Below are 17,777 nucleotides of genomic sequence, written 5' to 3' on the forward strand. Positions count from 1 at the left end.
TGTCGGTGCCCGGGGTCGGCTCACCGCCGGCCCCGGGCACCGGCGTAACTGGTCAGGCGGTGGTGCCGCCGTCGATGGCGATCGACGCGCCGCTGATGTGCCGGCCGCCGTCGCCCGCCAGGTGGCTGACCGTCGCCGCCACGTCGGCGGGCGTCCCGTACCGGCCGAGGGCGATGTGCGCCCGCTGCGCGTCGGCGCCGGCGCTGTCCGCCGGGTTCATGTCGGTGTCGGTGGACCCGGGCAGGAGCACGTTGACGGTGATCCCGCGCGGGCCGAGTTCCCGGGCAAGCGCCCTGGTCAGGCCGTTGACCGCGCTCTTGGTCATGGCGTAGACGCTCACGCCGGGGGCCGGGACGCGGCTGGCGAAGCTGCTGCCGATGTTGACGATCCGCCCGCCGGCGCGCATGTGGCGTACCGCCGCCTGGGTGGCCAGGAACACCCCGCGGACGTGCACGGCGATGGCCCGGTCGAGGTAGTCGAGGCTGACCTCCTCGATCGGCGCCGCCGCGAACACCCCGGCGTTGTTGACCAGGATGTCCAGCCGGCCCAGCTCGGCGACGGTCCGCTCGACCGCCGCGACCACGGCCGCCGGGTCGGTGCTGTCGGCCTGGATCGCCAGGCCGGTGCGGCCGTACGCCTCGATGTCGGCGACCACCGCCTTCGCGCTGTCCCCCGCCTCGCGGTAGGTGAACGCGACGTGGGCTCCGTCCTCGGCCAGGCGGCGTACGACGGCGGCGCCGATACCGCGGCTCCCGCCGGTGACCAGGGCGACCTTGCCGGTAAGTCTGGACACGCTTCCCCATTCTCGTCAGTCGATTGCACCGGATGATCACCTTATCCAGCCCGCCGTTGGGCGGTTGGCCGGTACCGGTCCGGCCGGCGGCCCGCCCGGAGCGTCCCGGGCGGGTACGGGAGAATGAGGGCCGTGACGACGATCCCGAACGTGCTCGCCAACCGGTACGCCTCGCCCGAGCTGGTCGCCCTCTGGTCGCCCGAGGAGAAGGTCCGCATGGAGCGGCGGCTCTGGCTCGCCGTACTGAAGGCCCAGCGGGACCTCGGCGTGCCGGTGCCGGACGGGGTGGTCGAGGCGTACGAGCGGGTCGTCGACGCCGTCGACCTGGCCTCGATCGCGGCACGTGAGCGGGTCACCCGGCACGACGTGAAGGCCCGGATCGAGGAGTTCAGCGCGCTCGCCGGGCACGAGCACGTGCACAAGGGGATGACCTCCCGCGACCTCACCGAGAACGTCGAGCAGCTGCAGATCCGCGCCTCGCTGGAGCTGATCCGGGACCGGGTGGTCGCCACCCTGGCCCGGCTCGCCTGGCACGCCTACGAGTACTCGGGCCTGGTGATGACCGGCCGGTCGCACAACGTCGCGGCGCAGGCCACCACGCTGGGCAAGCGCTTCGCCTCGGCCGCCGAGGAGCTGCTGATCGCGTACGAGCGGCTGGCGGACCTGATCAACTGGTTCCCGCTGCGTGGCATCAAGGGGCCGGTGGGCACGGCCGCCGACCAGCTCGACCTTTTCGACGGCGACGCCGACAAGGTGGCCGAGCTGGAGCGCCGGGTCGCCGAGCACCTCGGGTTCAGCCGGGTGCTGGACAGCGTCGGGCAGGTCTATCCCCGCTCGATCGACGTGGCGGTGATCGCCGCGCTCTCCCAGGTGGCCGCCGCGCCGTCGTCGCTGGCCACCACGATCCGGCTGATGGTCGGCCAGGAACTGGTCACCGAGGGCTTCAAGCCCGGCCAGGTGGGTTCCAGCGCGATGCCGCACAAGATGAACACCCGCTCGTCGGAGCGGGTGAACGGCTTCGCCGTGATCATCCGCGGCTACCTGTCGATGGTCGGCGAGCTGGCCGGCGACCAGTGGAACGAGGGGGACGTCTCCTGCTCGGTGGTCCGCCGGGTGGCCCTGCCGGACGCGTTCTTCGCCGCGGACGGGCTGTTCCAGACCTTCCTCACCGTGCTGGACGAGTTCGGCCCGTACCCGGCGGTGATCAACCGGGAGCTGGAGCGCTTCCTGCCCTTCCTGGCCACCACCAAGATCCTGGTCGCGGCGGTCCGGCGCGGCGTCGGCCGGGAGGTCGCGCACGAGGTGATCAAGGAGCACGCGGTCGCGGTGGCGCTGGCCATGCGGGAGAAGGGCGCGGCCGAGAACGACCTCTTCGACCGTCTCGCCGCGGATGGCCGCCTGGGCCTGGCCCGGGCCGAGATCGACGCCCTGGTGGCCGACCGGAACGCCTTCGTCGGCGCCGCCGCCACCCAGGTCGACCGGGTGACCGCCCGCATCGCCAAGATCGTCGAATCCCACCCCCACGCGGCGGCCTACTCCCCACCCCCCATCCTCTGACCCCTGCCTCCGCTCGGTTGATCATGAGGTTGGCGGCGGCCCCGGAGATCCACTTCGCCGCTAAATTCATGATCAACGCGGGCAGGCCCGGTGGTCAGGGGGATTTGGGGGTGGGGGTTTCCGCCGCCGAGGAGAGGTTGGGGGCGCTCGCGGGCTCGGCGATGCCGCCGGGGGCGGACGCGATCTCCGGCTCGGTGGCGGTGTCGGCCGCGACGAGCGGCTGGTCGGGCGGCATGACGTCCGGCATCTTGGGTACAACGATCACCGCCGTCCCGTACGCGCAGATCTCCATCCACATCTCGCCGCAGTCCCGGCTGTCGAACCGCATGCCGATCACCGCGTTCGCGCCGAGCCGCCGGGCCTCCTCGCCCAGCCGCGCCACCGAGTCGGTACGCCAGCGGGTGAGGTTGTCCGGCGCCATCGGGTCGTAGGCGCCACCGCGCAGGTTCTTGACCCCCTCGCGGTACGGGTTCCGCGTCCTCGCCATCGAGGAGACCACTTCGCCGAGGATCTGGCGGATCTCGTAGCCGGGCAGTTGATCCGTCGTCACGACCAGCACGGTTCCGATGCTGTCAGCCGGTCGGCGGCCGGTTCGCGAGCCTTGTTCACCTGATCGGATGCTGCGAAACAAGGCGGCGCGGACGGTCGGCGCGGCACCGACCATCCGCGCCCTGACCGGCGCTAACCGTCAGACACCGGCCACCGAGGTGATCCAGGACCGGTTGTACGCGACGCTGCCGTAATTCTGGATGCTCACGCCGTCGGCGGTGGAGGCGACGCCGACCTGCCGGCCGTTGTAGAACTGCGGGCCGCCCGAGTCGCCCCGCCAAGCGTTGCCGCTGATCCTGCTGCTGCGGATCGCCTGCCCGCCGTACGCGTCGGTGGCGCTGTTGCTGGTCACCTGCACGGTGGCGGTCTTGAGCTGGCTGGACGGGTTGCAGCCGCTGTAGCAGGTCATGCCCCAGCCGTAGATCGAGTTGGTCGACCCGATGGGCGGGTTGCTGCTGGCCAGCGACACGGCGGAGGTGGTCACCGGGCTGGAGAGCCGCATCAGCGCGAGGTCGTAGCGGGTGTAGGTGGCGCTGACCGTGCGGGTGGTGCCGCCCGAGGCGTAGTAGACGCTGCCGACCCGAACGGACATGCTGCCGCTGATGCAGTGCCGGGCGGTGAGCACCCACTGGGACGCGATGACGCTGCCGGAGCAGGTGAACGAGCCGTTGCTGAACACCGCGGCGGCCCAGGGCGCGGAGGAGACGGTGCCGCCGATGATCGGTTGCGGCCCGGCCGGGGCGGCGACGGCGCCGGACGCCGCGCCGAGGACGCCGATCATGGCGACGCCGACGGTGGCGAGCAGGGAACGGATGCGCATCGGGGGACTCCTTACGTCGGGGCACCCGGGGTCGCCGGGTGACGGGGAGCGGGCGACGGGTGGTCGCCGGGGATGCATCGACCTACATCGATGTACGGTAGGGCTCCGGCCCGGCGCTGGCAAGAAGTCGATAGAGATTAGCCGATGTAACAATTTCGCAGCGTCGGCGCTGGTAAGGGGGCGTTCCGCGCAGGGCGGGACATCCGGCGCAGCCCCCTCGGGGCGGTCACGTCGATCACTGCCCGGACGCGCCCCGGCCGGTTCGGCCGGGGCGGTATCTGCCAGGTAGGCTGGCTGCGCTCGCCCGTTGATGGGCCGGCACCCAACTGCGTACACAGTCAGGAGTGCCCCGTGCCTCGCGTCGTCGTCGACGTCATGCTCAAGCCCGAGATCCTCGATCCGCAGGGCCAGGCCGTCGCAAACGCGCTGCCCCGGCTCGGCGTCAGCGACGTCGCCTCGGTCCGGATCGGCAGGCGGATCGAGATCGAGTTCACCGGCGAACCGGACCTGGACCGGGCCCGGGAGATCGCCGACAAGCTGCTGGCCAACCCGGTCATCGAGGACTTCACGGTCCGCCTGGTGGAGACCGACGAGCCCGTGGACGCGCACCAGTGACCGCCCGGATCGGTGTGGTCACCTTCCCCGGCTCGCTCGACGACGGGGACGCGGCCCGGGCCGTACGCATCGCCGGCGCCGAGCCGGTCCGGCTGTGGCACGGCGACCCGCAGTTGCACGGCGTGGACGCCGTGGTGCTGCCCGGTGGCTTCTCCTACGGTGACTACCTGCGCTGCGGGGCCATCGCCCGGTTCGCCCCGGTGATGGAGACGATCGTGGACGCCGCCCGGGGCGGCCTGCCCGTGCTCGGCATCTGCAACGGCTTCCAGATCCTCTGCGAGGCCCACCTCCTGCCGGGCGCGCTGACCCGCAACCAGCACCTGCACTTCCGTAACCGGGACCAGATCCTCCGCATCGAGGCTGTCGGCACCGCCTGGACCAACGCGTTCCAGCCGGGCCAGGAGGTGCTGATCCCGGTCAAGAACGGCGAGGGCTGCTACGTCGCCGACCCGGCGACGCTGGACCGCCTGGAGGCCGAGGGTCGGGTCGTCGCCCGCTACCTCGGCGGCAACCCCAACGGTTCGCAGCGTGACATCGCCGCGATCACCAACGAGGCCGGCAACGTGGTCGGCATCATGCCGCATCCCGAGCACGCGGTGGAGGCGCTCACCGGCCCCTCCCTGGACGGTCTCGGCTTCTTCACCTCGGTGCTCAAGCACCTGGTGGGGGCGCCGGCGTGACCGTGCGCGGCGGGATCAACGGTCGGCTCACCCGTCGCCCCGGCGGCGAGCGCAGCGAGGAGAGGTCATGACCACCCATCCGGACCCGGCCCTGCGGGAGACACCGGGCGCCCTCCCGGCCGACCCGGCGGAGCCGCGTACGGCCGCCGTGGTGCAGCAGGCCGGCCCGGCCGACGACTGGACCCCGGGCGTGGACACCGTGCCCCGGGCCGCCGGCACGCCGGACGAACTGCAGCCGTACGCGGAGCTGGGCCTCCGCGACGACGAGTACGAACGGATCCGGCACATCCTCGACCGCCGGCCCACCCAGTCCGAGCTGGCCATGTACTCGATCATGTGGAGCGAGCACTGCTCCTACAAGTCGAGCAAGGTGCACCTGCGCCAGTTCGGTGAGAAGGCCCCGCCGAGCGACCGGCTGCTGGCCGGCATCGGGGAGAACGCTGGTGTGGTCCAGGTCTCCGACGAGCTGGCGGTGACCTTCAAGGTCGAGTCGCACAACCACCCGAGCTTCGTCGAGCCGTACCAGGGTGCGGCGACCGGCGTCGGCGGCATCGTCCGCGACATCCTCGCCATGGGCGCGCGTCCGGTCGCGGTGATGGACCCGCTGCGCTTCGGCGCGGCCGACCACCCGGACACCGCCCGGGTGCTGCCCGGCGTGGTCGCCGGCGTCGGCGGGTACGGCAACTGCCTCGGCCTGCCGAACATCGGCGGCGAGGTGGTCTTCGACCCCTGCTACCAGGGCAACCCCCTGGTCAACGCGCTCTGCCTCGGCGTGCTGCCGGTCGACCGGCTGCAGAAGAAGGAGGCCGCCGGCCCCGGCAACGTCGTGGTGCTGATGGGCGCCAAGACCGGCCGGGACGGCATCGGCGGCGTGTCGGTGCTGGCCAGCGCCACCTTCGACGAGGGCAGCGAGCAGCGCCGCCCGTCCGTCCAGGTGGGCGACCCGTTCACCGAGAAGCTGCTGATCGAGGCGTGCCTGGAGCTGTACGACGCCGAGCTGGTCGTCGGCATCCAGGACCTCGGCGGCGCCGGCCTGACCTGTGCCCTCACCGAGACCGCCGCGGCGGCCGGCACCGGCATGCGGGTCTGGCTGGAGCGGGTGCCGCTGCGCGAGCCCTCGATGGAGCCGCACGAGATCCTGGCCAGCGAGTCCCAGGAGCGGATGCTGCTGGTCGTCGCCCCGGACAAGCTCGACGCGGTGCTCAAGACCGCCGAGAAGTGGGGCGTGCTCGCCACCGCGATCGGTGAGGTCACCCCGCCCGCGCCCGACGGCCAGCCGGGCCGCCTGCTGATCACCTGGCGCGACCAGGTGGTGGTGGACGTGCCGCCGGGCTCGCTGGTCGACGACGGGCCGGTGTACGCCCGCCCGATGCGCGAGCCGGCCGACCTGATCCTGCTCCAGGCCGACCGGGCGGAGACGCTGCCCCGGCCGAGCAACCCGGAGGCGCTGCGGGAGACCGTGCTGCGCATGATCGCGTCGCCGAACCTGGCCGACAAGACCTGGGTCACCGAGCAGTACGACCGGTACGTGCTGGGCAACACCGTGCTCGCCCAGCCGGAGGACTCCGGCGTGATCCGGATCGACGAGCGGACCGGCCTCGGCGTCGCCCTCTCCGTCGACGGCAACGGCCGGTACGCGCGCCTCGACCCGTACCACGGGACGAAGCTCGCGCTGGCCGAGGCGTACCGGAACGTGGCGGTGACCGGCGCGAAGCCGATCGCCGTGACCAACTGCCTCAACTTCGGCTCGCCGGAGGACCCGGGCGTGATGTGGCAGTTCGCCGAGGCCGTCCGCGGCCTGGCGGACGGCTGCCTGGAGCTGGGGATCCCGGTGACCGGCGGCAACGTCAGCTTCTACAACCAGACCAACGCGGCGGCCATCCACCCGACCCCGGTGGTCGGCGTGCTGGGCGTGCTGGACAACGTCGCGGACCGGGTGCCGATGGGCTTCGTGCCGCGCGCGGGTGGCGACCACGACCAGCTCTTCCTGCTGGGTGAGACGCACGTCGAGCTCTCCGGCTCGGAGTGGGCGTGGGTGACCCACGAGCACCTCGGCGGCATCCCGCCGCAGGTCGACCTGGGCCGCGAGCGGCAGCTCGCTGAGCTGCTGGCCGCCGCCGCCCGGGTGGGGCACCTCAGCTCCGCGCACGACCTCTCCGACGGTGGCCTCGCCCAGAGCCTGGTCGAGTCCTGCCTGCGGCGCGGCGTCGGGGCCCGGGTCGCGGTGCCCGAGCACTTCGCCGGCGGGTCGATGCCGTTCGTCTTCCTGTTCAGCGAGTCGGCCGGCCGCGCGCTGGTGTCGGTGCCGCGTGGGCACGAGAAGGCGTTCACCGCGCTCTGCGCCGAGCACGGGGTGCCGTGGGAGTTCATCGGGGTCACCGACCCGGCCAGCGGCGCGCTGGAGGTGCACGACCAGTTCCGGATCGGTCTCGACGAGCTGCGCGCCGCGCACACCGCGACCCTGCCGCGCCTCTTCGGCGACGCGGCGGCGGTCAGCGCGGCGGAGGCGACCGGTGACGCCCCGGCGGAGGCCGCGGACGCCGCCGTGGCCCCGGACGCTGCGGTGGAGGCGGCGGTTCCTCCGGTGTCGGAGCCGGTGGCGGCGGACGAGCCCGAGACGGCCACGGACGCTGCGCCGGCCGACGCCGCGGCTGCCGACGCCCCGGCGGAGGCTGGTTCCGCAGCGGCCGACGCCCCGGCCGAGGCTGCGGCGGCCGCGCCGGCCAGCGACGCGCCCGGCGTCCCGACCGACGGCCCCGAGGCGGCGTCCGGACCGGCGCAGGCCGGGCCGGCGGGTTCCGCGACGGCTGCCGATGACCCGGACGAGCAGGCCCCTGCGGCAGATCAGCGCTGAGGCCCTGGCCTTGGCCGTCTACGGACAACCCGGTGCCGGCGCCCGGTTCGACTGGGGGCTGACCGGGGCGGCGGAACTCGGCCGGGTCTGTGCCGCCCTGGTGGTGGTGGACGTGCTCTCGTTCACCACCGCCGTGGAGGTGGCGGTCAGCCGCGGCATGCGGGTGCACCCGTTCCCCTGGGGAGAGCAGGCCGCCGAGTACGCCCGCCGGGTCGGGGCGGTCGCCGCGGTCGGCCGCCGGCGGGTGACCCCGGAGCACCCATGGTCGCTCTCGCCGGCGGCGTTGCGGACCGCACCGGTCGTCGCCGACCTGGTCCTGCCCTCGCCGAACGGCTCGGCGATCAGCGCCGCCGCGAGCGCCACCGGCGTGCCGGTGGTGGCGGCGTGCCTGCGTAACGCACCCGCCGTCGGGCGCTGGCTGCGCGCCGAGGGGTACGGCTCGAACGACGCGCCGGTCGGCGTGGTGGCCGCCGGTGAGCGCTGGCCGGACGGTTCACTGCGCCCCTGCGTGGAGGACCAGCTCGGGGCGGCCAGCGTGCTCGACGCCCTGTCCGGAGTGCCGGGCGGGCTCTCGGTGGAGGCGGCGATGGCCCTGGCCGCGCTGGCCAGCACGCCCGACGTACCCGCCGCCGTGCGGGGGTGCGTCTCCGGGCGGGAACTCGTTGAGGGTGGCTTCGCCGGGGACGTGGAGGTCGCCGTCCAGGTGGGTGTCTCCGACGTGGTGCCGGTCCTGCGCCAGGGCTACTTCGCCGCTGCCTGACCCGGCTCTGCCGCGTGGTCGGGGCTCGGTCGCCTGGCCCGGCTGCGCCGCCAGGTCCGGCTCCGCTGCGCGGTCCGGCTCGGCGCGGTTCCGGTGGGCCGGCTCCTGGCCCGGTCGGTGGCCACCAACCTGATGGCGCAGACGACTCACGTGATCGCGGTCCGCGCGGCCGCGCCGGAGCTGGGACGGCCCGACCTCCCTGATTCGTTTACGACATCAGGTCTGTAGCGGGCCGTCCACAACTGTCGGTTGCCGTGGGTGGTCACGGTGGCGGGTGCCCAGCGACCGTCCCCGCCGACTGGCCGCCGCCACTGTCGAGCCGACGATGCGAAGTGGCCGCCCGGATAGTTCCCCGGGCGGCCACTGTCGATATTCGTCCCTAGGTGCAGCTCCGGTGGTCAGTCGTCCAGCCAGTCGAGGCGGCGGCCGCCGCGCTCCTGCGGGCCGTCGGGTCGACCCCGACCGGCCTGGGCCGGGTCGCCGTAGTAGCCGCCCTGGTCGTAGCCCTGGTTGTCGTAGCCACCGGTCCGCTGCTGAGGCGGCTGCTCCTGGCCGAAGCCGCCCTGCTGCGGCTGGCCGTAACCGTCGCCGCCGCCGTAGCCGCCGCGCTGGTCGTAGCCGTCGTAGCCGCGCTGCGAGCCGCCGTCGTAACCGCCGCCGCGCTGGTCGTAGCCCTGCTGGCCGCCGTCGTAGCCGCCGGACGGCCCGTTGTCGTAGCCACCCGAGGGGCCGTTGTCGTAGCCACCCGACGGGCCGCCGTAGCCGCCGCCCGCGCCGTAGCCGTTGCCCGGCTCCGACCCTCGGCCGTACTGGCCCTGGCCCGGCTGGTCGTAGCCCCGCCCCTGGTCCGGCTGGTAGGTGCTGGTCGGGTAGGGGTCGGCCGGCGGCGCGTACTGCGTGCTGTCGCCGGTGTAGCGGCCGGTCGGCTCGTCGTACCGCTCGCCGCCGTAGCCGCCGCCCTGGGCGGGCGGGTAGCCCCCGGCCCCGTAGTCCCGGCCGCCGTAACCGCCACCCGAGGAGGGCGCGTTGCCGTAGCCGCCACCCGAGGACGGGGCGTAGCCGCCACCCGAGGAGGGCGCGTTGCCGTAGCCGTTGTTGCCGTAGGCGCCCTGGCCGGGCGCCTCGTCACCGTAGCCGCCCCAGCCGTCCTGCCCGCCGCCGGCGCCGTAGCCAGAGCCGGGCGGGGCGCCGTACGGGTCCGGCGGGACGTCGTCCACGACCGGGCGGTGCATCATGGTCGGCGCGTCGCTGAGCGAGGTGCCGCCGACCATCGTCGGCGCCGCCCCGGCGCCCATGCCGTTGACCACCCGGGTCTGGTCGTCGGCGCCCCGGTAGGCGCCCCGGGCGCCCGGCACGGCGCCCGCCGCCCCCGCTGGACCACCCGGACCCACCGGGCCACCCAGGCCGTCACCGTCGGTGTCGTCGCCCTCGTTCTTGCGCTTCATGTAGAGCAGCACGATGGTGCCGACGCCCACGGCCACGAAGAGGCCGCCGAGCAGGATCAGCAGCCAGTTGCCGAAGCCGCCGGAGTCCTGCTGGGCGGCGGGCTGCTGGCCCTGGGCCGCCGCGTCGGTCGGCGTGTCGGTGGCCTCGTCGGTCGGCGTGTCGGTCGGCAGGGGCTCCTCGCTGGCGGACGGCGTCGGGCTCGGGCTCTTCTCGACCTTGATCGGCACGCTGATCCGCACGCCGGTCACGGCCTGGCCGGCCGCCGCGTCGATCGACTTGTAGCCGTTGGTGCCGTCCTTGCTGGCCCCCAGGTCGAGCCGTCCGGGCGCGATCGGCTCCGAGGCCGTGCCGGTGAACCGGAAGTTTCCGCTGCTGTCCGTGTTGGTCTGGCGCGTGCCCCGGCTGTCACGGAGCATGACCACGGCACCCGCGATCGGCTCGCTGTTGTCCGCGATCACCACCTTGCCGGAGATCGACTTGACCGTCTGCGGCTGCTCCTGCGTCGGGGGCGCCGCCGCCTTGACGGTGACTCTGAGAGAATGGGAGTCCGACCCCCCGTTACCGTTGCCCTCGACCCGAATCGTCGCTCGGGTTCCGTCGGCCGCAGGTGCGTTGGCTGCCGCCGACAGAGTCAGGGTCACCGACTGCGGGGCCGGGATGCCCCCGGGGAAGTCGATCTTCTTCCCGCATCCCGCGCAGGTGACTCCGTTGGGTAGACCCGTGATGTCGATCGTCGCTGAGTTTTCGCCAGCTTCCGGTGTGACGGTGACGCTGACCGAGCCGCTTTTGCCGGCATCAATCGACACCGAGTCGTCGGCTGAGGTGATCCTGGCGGCGGAGGCGGGTGTGGCGGGGACGGCGAGCAGTGCGCCGACAACCAGCGCCACGACCACACCGGCCCGCTGCTTCCAGGCACGTCGGTGTGTTGACACGTCCACCGCCTTCCGGGTCTGATCTCTCCCCGCCGGCCGGCGCCGGGCCGGGGACGATCACTCACGGTACGAATACGCCGTCGGCAACTATGCCTTGTCTTACCGGATCATCTCTACCCAGGGCCAGCGTCGACCGCGGTGCCGTCGAATCGTATCGTCCCGTCGTGTCCTCTCCGCATACCAAGTCCGCCGCGGTCGCCGCCGCGTTGACGGCGCTGGATGAGGGGCGTACGCCCGAACGACCGGTGTTCCGGGAGGCGGTGCGTACTCTCCTGACCGCCCTCACGGAGCGCGCCCCCGGCCGATCGGTGGAGGTGCGCGTTCCACCATACGGTGCCGTGCAGTGCGTGGCCGGGCCGCGACACACCAGAGGAACGCCCCCAAACGTGGTGGAAATGGAGCCGGAGACCTGGCTCGCGCTGGCCACCGGCCGCCTCGCCTGGGCGGAGGCGATCACCGAGGGTCGCGTACGGGTCAGCGGGATCCGCGCCGACCTCTCCGAGTACCTCCCGCTCTAGCTGGGCGAACCGCCTGCCCGTCGTCACGGTGGGCGGGCGGATGGTGACTGTCAGTGCCGACTGCTGTTCGCGTACACTGTCAGGCGACGACGGCCCCGGCCGATCGCGCGGAGTTGCCCCCGCCTCCGCCGGGCCGGTCCAGACCAGCATGAGGGAGCGGCAGGTGCCCCGAGGCGATGGCCGGCTGAGCCACGACCTTGACCCCCAACGACCCGGCCCCCAGGACGCGTGCGGCGTCTTCGGCGTCTGGGCCCCCGGGGAGGAGGTCGCCAACCTGACCTACTTCGGGCTGTACGCCCTGCAGCACCGTGGCCAGGAGGCCGCGGGCATCGCGGTGAGCGACGGCTCGGGGGTGGTGGTTTACAAGGATCTCGGCCTGGTGGCCCAGGTGTTCGACGAGCCGACCCTGGCCAGCCTGCGCGGGCACGTCGCGATCGGCCACGCCCGCTACTCGACCACGGGCGGTTCGACCTGGGAGAATGCCCAGCCGACCATCCGGGCGACCAGTGCCGGCACCACGATCGCGCTGGCCCACAACGGCAACCTGGTCAACACCGCCGAGCTCCAGCGCGAGGCGGCCGCGCGCGGCATGGACTCCGACGGCTCGACCAACGACACCTCGCTGGTGACCATGCTGCTGGCCAGCCGGCCGGATCTCTCGGTCGAGGCGGCCGCGCTGGAGGTGCTGCCCCAGCTGCGCGGCGCGTTCAGCTTCGTCTTCATGGACGAGTCGACCCTCTACGCGGCCCGCGACCCACACGGGGTGCGTCCCCTGGTGCTCGGCCGGCTGGAGCGCGGCTGGGTGGTCGCCAGCGAGACCGCCGCGCTGGACATCGTCGGCGCGAGCGTGGTCCGCGAGGTCGAGCCCGGCGAGTTGATCGCGATCGACGAGGACGGGCTGCGGTCCACCCGGTTCGCCGCGCCGGAGCCGAAGGGCTGCCTCTTCGAGTACGTGTACATCGCCCGCCCGGACGCGACCATCGCCGGGCGCAACGTGCACTCCGCCCGGGTGCAGATCGGCCGCCAGCTCGCCCGGGAGCACCCGGTCGAGGCCGACCTGGTGATCCCGGTGCCGGAGTCCGGCACCCCGGCCGCCATCGGCTACGCCGAGGAGTCCGGGATCACCTACGGCCAGGGCCTGATGAAGAACCCGTACGTCGGGCGCACCTTCATCCAGCCGTCGCAGACGCTGCGCCAGCTCGGCATCCGGCTCAAGCTGAACCCGCTCCGGGAGAACGTCCGGGGCAAGCGCCTGGTCGTGGTGGACGACTCGATCGTTCGCGGCAACACCCAGCGGGCCATCGTGCGGATGCTGCGCGAGGCGGGCGCCCTGGAGGTCCACGTGCGGATCTCCTCCCCGCCGGTCAGCTGGCCCTGCTTCTACGGCATCGACTTCGCCACCCGGGCCGAGCTGCTGGCCAACGGGCTGGACAACGAGGGCATCCGGCGGTCGATCGGGGCGGACACGCTGGGTTACGTCTCGCTTGCCGGCCTCATCGCCGCGACCGAGCAGCCGAAGACACGGCTCTGCCGGGCATGCTTCGATGGGGAGTACCCGATCGAACTGCCGGCCGGGCACCTGATCGGCAAGCACGTGCTCGAAGGCGTGGGCCGGCGGGTCGCCGCCGAGGCCACCGCCGAACTCAGCGACAACTTCAGCTCGGCGCGTCTGGAGGCGCGCCCCGACCTGAAGCCGTCGGCCGCTACCCACCAGCCATAGCACCTCCGACGCGGGTCGCTCACCGCAACGGCGGCCCGCGAGAACCACAAAGGGGAGAACCCGTGACGCACGTGTCCGAGCGCAGCGGCGCAGGAACCAGCCCGTCGGGCGCCGGCGGCGACCGCCAGCCCTGGACGGCCGGCACCAGCCGCACGACGCGCAAACGCTCGGTCTCCTACGCGGACGCCGGGGTGTCGATCGAGGCGGGCGACCGCGCGGTCGAGCTGCTGAAGTCCAAGGTCAAGCAGACCCGGCGCCCGGAGGTCCTGGGTGACCTGGGCGGCTTCGCCGGCCTGTTCCGGCTGGACACCAAGAAATACAAGAACCCGATCCTCGCCTCCTCCACGGACGGGGTCGGCACCAAGTTGGTGATCGCCCAGCAGCTCGACATCCACGACACGGTCGGCATCGACCTGGTCGCCATGGTGGTCGACGACCTGGTCGCCTGCGGCGCCGAGCCGCTGTTCCTGCTCGACTACATCGCCACCGGCGAGGTCGTGCCGGACAAGGTCGCCGAGATCGGCGCGGGCATCGCCGACGGCTGCCGGTACGCGGGCTGCGCCCTGCTCGGCGGCGAGACGGCGGAGCACCCGGGTGTGCTGCGTCCCGACGAGTACGACATCTCCGCCACCGGTGTCGGCGTGGTGGAGGAGAGCGAGATCCTCAGCCCCGAGCGGGTCGAGGTGGGCGACGTCGTGATCGCGATGCGCTCCTCCGGCCTGCACTCCAACGGCTACTCGCTGGTCCGGCACGTGCTGCTCGGCGCCGGCCGGATGCGGCTGGACGTGGTGATCGAGGACTTCGGCCGGCAGCGGACCCTCGGCGAGGAGCTGCTCACCCCCACCAAGATCTACGCCCAGGACTGCCTCAAGCTGATCGCCGAGGCCGAGGTGCGGTCGCTGGCCCACGTCACCGGCGGCGGCATCCCGGGCAACCTGGTCCGGATCCTGCCGGAGCACGTCGACGCGGTGGTCAACCGCTCCACCTGGAAGCCGCAGCCGATCTTCGACCTGATCCAGTCCAAGGGCCGGATCGAGGACCCGGAGATGGAGGCGACGTTCAACATGGGCGTCGGCATGTTCGCCATCGTCTCCGCCGAGGACGCCGACCGCGCGCTGGCCACCCTGACCGGCCGTGGGGTCGACGCCTGGCAGGCCGGCGAGATCATCGAGGGCTCCGGCAACGTGCAGATGATCGGGCACCACACCCGCGGGTGATCACGTTCCGGTGATCATCCGGGCACCTGATCGGGGGTTCACCCGAGTAGCCAGCGCCGCCTAGCCTGAAGGGCACTTCGGGCTGACGGGGGAGGGTTGATGGCTGCTCGTACGCATCCGGGGATGCGCGGCATCGCCGCCGTCCCCTCGTACGTGGTGATGCAGCCGACCACGCTCTGCAATCTCGACTGCGCCTACTGCTACCTGCCGATGCGGGCGGTGGACCGGCGGATGCCGGTCGCGGTCGCCGAGGCGGTGGCGGCTTCGGTGAACCCGTGGGCGGCCGCGGGGCGGTTCTCCGTGGTCTGGCACGGCGGGGAGCCCCTGGCTGCCGGTCGGGAGCACCTGGCGGCCCTGCTGGCCCCCTTTGACCCCGAGGTGGAACACCACGTCCAGACCAACGCCACGCTGATCGACGACGCCTGGTGCGCGTTCTTCGCCGAGCACGGCATCCGGGTAAGCGTGAGCGTGGACGGGCCGCGGGAGCGCAACGGTGAGCGGGTCACCCGGGGCGGCCGCCCGGCGTACGACCGGATCCTGGCCGGGGTGGCGGCGCTGCGCCGGCACGGGCTGCCTTTCTCGGCCCTCGCCGTGGTGTCCCGGCCCGCCCCCGGCCTGGCCACCGAGCTGTACGACTACTTCCTCGACCTCGGCTGCGACGTGCTCGGCGTCAACATCGAGGAGACCGAGGGGGTCAACACCCGGAGCAACGCCCGGGAGGCCGCCGCGGTGACCGGATTCTGGGCGGAGCTGGTGGGCGCGTGGCGTCGCGATCCCCGGATCCACCTGCGCGAGGTCGAATGGTCGCTGCGGTACGCCGGAGCGGTCCTGGCCGGCACGGCCGACGACCTGCTGCCCCGCCAGCTCGACCCGATCCCCACCGTCGCCCATGACGGTTCGGTGGTGGTGCTCTCCCCGGAGCTGGCCGGCTTCACCGATCCCCGGTACGGGGACTTCAGCAGCGGCAACGTGTTGACCACCCCGCTGGCCGAGATCCTCGCCGGTGCGGGGCGTACGCCCTGGGTGGGTGAGTTCCTGGCCGGCGTCGAGGGGTGCCGGTCGTCCTGCCCCTATTTCGGCTTCTGCGGCGGCGGGCACGCCGCCAACCGTTACTTCGAGCTGGGGCGTTTCGACGGTACGGAGACCGAGCACTGCCGCAACAGCAAGATCCGCCTACTGGAGGGAGTGTTGGAGCATGCCCGAGACCACGAGTCGCCGGCAGCCTGAGCGTGTCGGGGAAGCCGCACCGGACCCGGTGGCGGACCGGGTGCGGGAAGCCGCCGTGGGGTTGACCGCTCTGCTCCACGAGGCCGAGGCCGCGCGCCTGCTGCGGGCGGAGGTGTCGGGCGGAGACGGGGCCAGCGCGGTGTGCGCGTGGAACCACTTCGAGAACATCCCGACGTTCTACAACTGGAACAACCGGCCGCGCTGACGCCGAGCGTCCGCGATCAAGGACCTGCCGGTGCGCCCGGGCGTGGCCCGGTGCGGCAGGTCCTTGATCGTCGGTCGGTACGCCGGCTTCCGCTGAGCACATGCGTGAGCACGCGGGGGCTACCGCGTGCTCAGATGTGACCGGAGGTCAGCGGGTCGGACGGGCCCAGGTGTCCGGGTCGTCGTCCGCGTGGTCCTCGTCATCGTCGTCGACATACTCTTTGTAGTCGTCGTCGAAGTCGTGGTCCGACTTGCCGCTGCCGCCGAGTTCTCGCTGCAAGGCGGCGAGGTCGGTGTTCGGGGAGTGGTACTTCAACTCCCGGGCCACCTTTGTCTGCTTGGCCTTAGCACGGCCGCGCCCCATGGCTCGACCCCCTCGCACAGAATGCGGGGCAGCCCGAAGGCGGGCCCCGATGACGTCAGGCATCTCTCGTGGCTCTTACGGTACATGGGGATGCCATCGTTCGGCACCTCGGGTTACCGTCAGCCGGCCCTGCGCGTCGCAGTGATCCGGCCGTCACAAAGTCTACCCGGTAAGGAGTGGGTGCCGTGACTGGCCGTGACACCGGACAAACCATCGCGAAGCGCTCCATTTTCCAGCTTAACGCCGGCATGCCGCGCCGCGCGAGCCGGGGGCGGAACGGTGCCCCGCCCCCGGCGTGACGTTCACCGCAGGTGGATCGTCCGCAGCCGGCCGACCTCGGCCATCCGGCGCTCGGCGAGCCGGTCCGCGGCCACCGCCGGCGGCACGCCCTCGGCGTCGGCGAGTCGCAGGATCTCCCGGGTGGTGTCGTAGATCTGGGTCGCCCGCAGCTTCGCCCGCTCGAAGTTGAAGCCCTCGATCTCGTCGGCGACCTGGATCACGCCGCCGGCGTTCACCACGTAGTCGGGGGTGTAGAGGATGCCCCGGTCGGCGAGGACCTTCTCGATGCCCGGGTGGGCGAGCTGGTTGTTCGCCGCGCCGGCGACCACCTTGGCCCGCAGCACCGGCACCGTGTCGTCGTTCAGGGCGCCGCCGAGCGCGCACGGGGCGTACACGTCGATGTCGGAGGCGATCAGGGCGGCGCTGTCGTCGACCAGCTCGACCTGCGGGTGGGTGGCGCGCACCCACTCCAGCGCCTTCGGGTTGACGTCGGTCGCCACAACCTCGGCCCCGTCCCCGAGCAGGTGCCCGGTCAGGTACTTGCCGACCTTGCCCAGGCCGGCCACGCCGACCCGCCGGCCGGACAGCGTCGGGCTGCCCCAGACGTGCTCGGCGGCGGCCCGCATGCCCTGGAAGACGCCCCAGGCGGTCAGGATCGAGGAGTCGCCGGCACCGCCGTGCTCCACGCTGCGTCCGGTGACGTAGCGGGTCTCCCGGGCGATCACGTCCATGTCGGCGACGTAGGTGCCGACGTCGCAGGCGGTGTAGTAGCGCCCGCCCAGGGACTCCACGAAGCGGCCGTACGCGCGCAGCAGCGCCTCGCTCTTGATCTGCTCCGGGTCGCCCCAGATGACGGCCTTGCCGCCGCCGAGGTCGAGGCCGGCGAGAGCGTTCTTGTACGCCATGCCCCGGGACAGGTCGAGCACGTCGGCGAGGGCCTCCTGCTCGCTGGCGTACGGGTAGAACCGGGTGCCGCCGAGCGCGGGGCCCAGCGCGGTGGAGTAGATCCCGATGATCGCCTTGAGGCCGGACTGCGTGTCCTGGCAGAACACGACCTGTTCGTGACCGGTGGATCCCGGGTCTTCGGTGCTGGCGAATACGCCCATTGTTGACTCCTGTGTCGGTGTGCGTCCTTGTGGGGCGCGGACCTGGTGGCGTGCCGGCGGGATGGTGCCGGCGCTGGTGAGCCTAATATCGGCCGGAACCGTACTGTCGTGCACGTCACGGCCCCCCGTCACGCCG

16 protein-coding genes are annotated in these 17,777 nt (G+C 72.5%); 10 read left to right on the forward strand and 6 right to left on the reverse strand.

The genetic code is table 11. The features are described from left to right. Nucleotides 1–52: 52 nt before the first annotated feature. Nucleotides 53–793: an SDR family NAD(P)-dependent oxidoreductase gene (locus FXF52_RS04405; protein ID WP_148793937.1), complete on the reverse strand. Its 741-nt coding sequence runs from the start codon at nucleotides 791–793 to the stop codon at nucleotides 53–55. A gap of 132 nt (nucleotides 794–925) precedes the next feature. On the opposite strand from FXF52_RS04405, the gene purB reads away from it, so the two are divergent. Then, entirely contained in the window at nucleotides 926–2,350 is a 1,425-nt protein-coding gene (gene purB, locus FXF52_RS04410) for an adenylosuccinate lyase (RefSeq protein WP_148793938.1), read from the forward strand. A gap of 94 nt (nucleotides 2,351–2,444) precedes the next feature. On the opposite strand, the gene FXF52_RS04415 is transcribed toward purB, so the two are convergent. Then, nucleotides 2,445–3,014 carry a YbjQ family protein gene (locus FXF52_RS04415; protein WP_148793939.1) on the reverse strand — a complete coding sequence of 190 codons (570 nt, stop codon included), beginning with the start codon at nucleotides 3,012–3,014 and terminating at the stop codon, nucleotides 2,445–2,447. 24 nt (nucleotides 3,015–3,038) lie between these two features. After that, nucleotides 3,039–3,719, reverse strand: a complete 681-nt coding sequence (locus tag FXF52_RS04420; protein WP_148793940.1) for a DUF1986 domain-containing protein — start codon at nucleotides 3,717–3,719, stop codon at nucleotides 3,039–3,041. A gap of 351 nt (nucleotides 3,720–4,070) precedes the next feature. Between FXF52_RS04420 and purS the strand changes: the two genes are divergently transcribed. The 4 genes from purS (at nucleotide 4,071) to FXF52_RS04440 (ending at nucleotide 8,628) form a co-directional block, all read left to right on the forward strand. After that, the gene (gene purS / locus FXF52_RS04425) at nucleotides 4,071–4,334 is read left to right on the forward strand and encodes a phosphoribosylformylglycinamidine synthase subunit PurS (RefSeq protein ID WP_148793941.1); all 264 of its coding nucleotides are present in this window, start codon (nucleotides 4,071–4,073) and stop codon (nucleotides 4,332–4,334) included. Beyond that, entirely contained in the window at nucleotides 4,331–5,014 is a 684-nt protein-coding gene (purQ, locus tag FXF52_RS04430) for a phosphoribosylformylglycinamidine synthase subunit PurQ (protein WP_148793942.1), read from the forward strand. Before purS ends, purQ begins: the two co-directional genes overlap by 4 nt. 67 nt (nucleotides 5,015–5,081) lie before the next feature. Next, nucleotides 5,082–7,868, forward strand: coding sequence for a phosphoribosylformylglycinamidine synthase subunit PurL (purL, locus tag FXF52_RS04435; protein ID WP_148793943.1), 2,787 nt, complete (start codon nucleotides 5,082–5,084; stop codon nucleotides 7,866–7,868). Then, the gene (locus FXF52_RS04440; RefSeq protein WP_264998378.1) at nucleotides 7,828–8,628 is read left to right on the forward strand and encodes a 2-phosphosulfolactate phosphatase; all 801 of its coding nucleotides are present in this window, start codon (nucleotides 7,828–7,830) and stop codon (nucleotides 8,626–8,628) included. Before purL ends, FXF52_RS04440 begins: the two co-directional genes overlap by 41 nt. 398 nt (nucleotides 8,629–9,026) lie before the next feature. On the opposite strand, the gene FXF52_RS04450 is transcribed toward FXF52_RS04440, so the two are convergent. Beyond that, nucleotides 9,027–11,006 carry a carboxypeptidase-like regulatory domain-containing protein gene (locus tag FXF52_RS04450; RefSeq protein ID WP_148793946.1) on the reverse strand — a complete coding sequence of 660 codons (1,980 nt, stop codon included), beginning with the start codon at nucleotides 11,004–11,006 and terminating at the stop codon, nucleotides 9,027–9,029. Between the two features lie 164 nt (nucleotides 11,007–11,170). On the opposite strand from FXF52_RS04450, the gene FXF52_RS04455 reads away from it, so the two are divergent. From FXF52_RS04455 to amcA, 5 genes are all read left to right on the forward strand, one after another. Beyond that, on the forward strand, nucleotides 11,171–11,524 hold the full coding sequence (locus tag FXF52_RS04455; RefSeq protein WP_255471728.1) for a sterol carrier family protein: 354 nt from the start codon (nucleotides 11,171–11,173) through the stop codon (nucleotides 11,522–11,524). A gap of 163 nt (nucleotides 11,525–11,687) precedes the next feature. Beyond that, complete coding sequence (purF, locus tag FXF52_RS04460) at nucleotides 11,688–13,244, forward strand: amidophosphoribosyltransferase (RefSeq protein WP_148793947.1); 1,557 nt, start codon at nucleotides 11,688–11,690, stop codon at nucleotides 13,242–13,244. Between the two features lie 62 nt (nucleotides 13,245–13,306). Beyond that, a complete protein-coding gene (purM, locus tag FXF52_RS04465; protein ID WP_148793948.1) occupies nucleotides 13,307–14,461 on the forward strand; it encodes a phosphoribosylformylglycinamidine cyclo-ligase in 1,155 nt (384 codons plus the stop codon). A 123-nt stretch (nucleotides 14,462–14,584) separates the two neighbouring features. Then, nucleotides 14,585–15,688 (forward strand): cyclophane-forming radical SAM peptide maturase AmcB, encoded by a 1,104-nt coding sequence (gene amcB / locus FXF52_RS04470; RefSeq protein ID WP_187413329.1) that lies wholly within the window; start codon nucleotides 14,585–14,587, stop codon nucleotides 15,686–15,688. Next, on the forward strand, nucleotides 15,657–15,893 hold the full coding sequence (amcA, locus tag FXF52_RS04475; RefSeq protein WP_148793950.1) for a multiple cyclophane-containing RiPP AmcA: 237 nt from the start codon (nucleotides 15,657–15,659) through the stop codon (nucleotides 15,891–15,893). Before amcB ends, amcA begins: the two co-directional genes overlap by 32 nt. Nucleotides 15,894–16,040: 147 nt before the next feature. Here the strand turns inward: amcA and FXF52_RS04480 are convergent, their stop codons facing one another. Then, the gene (locus FXF52_RS04480) at nucleotides 16,041–16,256 is read right to left on the reverse strand and encodes a DUF3073 domain-containing protein (RefSeq protein WP_073834995.1); all 216 of its coding nucleotides are present in this window, start codon (nucleotides 16,254–16,256) and stop codon (nucleotides 16,041–16,043) included. 302 nt (nucleotides 16,257–16,558) lie between these two features. Beyond that, nucleotides 16,559–17,641 carry a Glu/Leu/Phe/Val dehydrogenase gene (locus FXF52_RS04485; RefSeq protein WP_148793951.1) on the reverse strand — a complete coding sequence of 361 codons (1,083 nt, stop codon included), beginning with the start codon at nucleotides 17,639–17,641 and terminating at the stop codon, nucleotides 16,559–16,561. Nucleotides 17,642–17,777: the final 136 nt, after the last annotated feature.

Origin of the sequence: Micromonospora sp. MP36 (genome assembly GCF_008119785.1) — a bacterium.
Lineage (GTDB): Bacteria > Actinomycetota > Actinomycetes > Mycobacteriales > Micromonosporaceae > Micromonospora.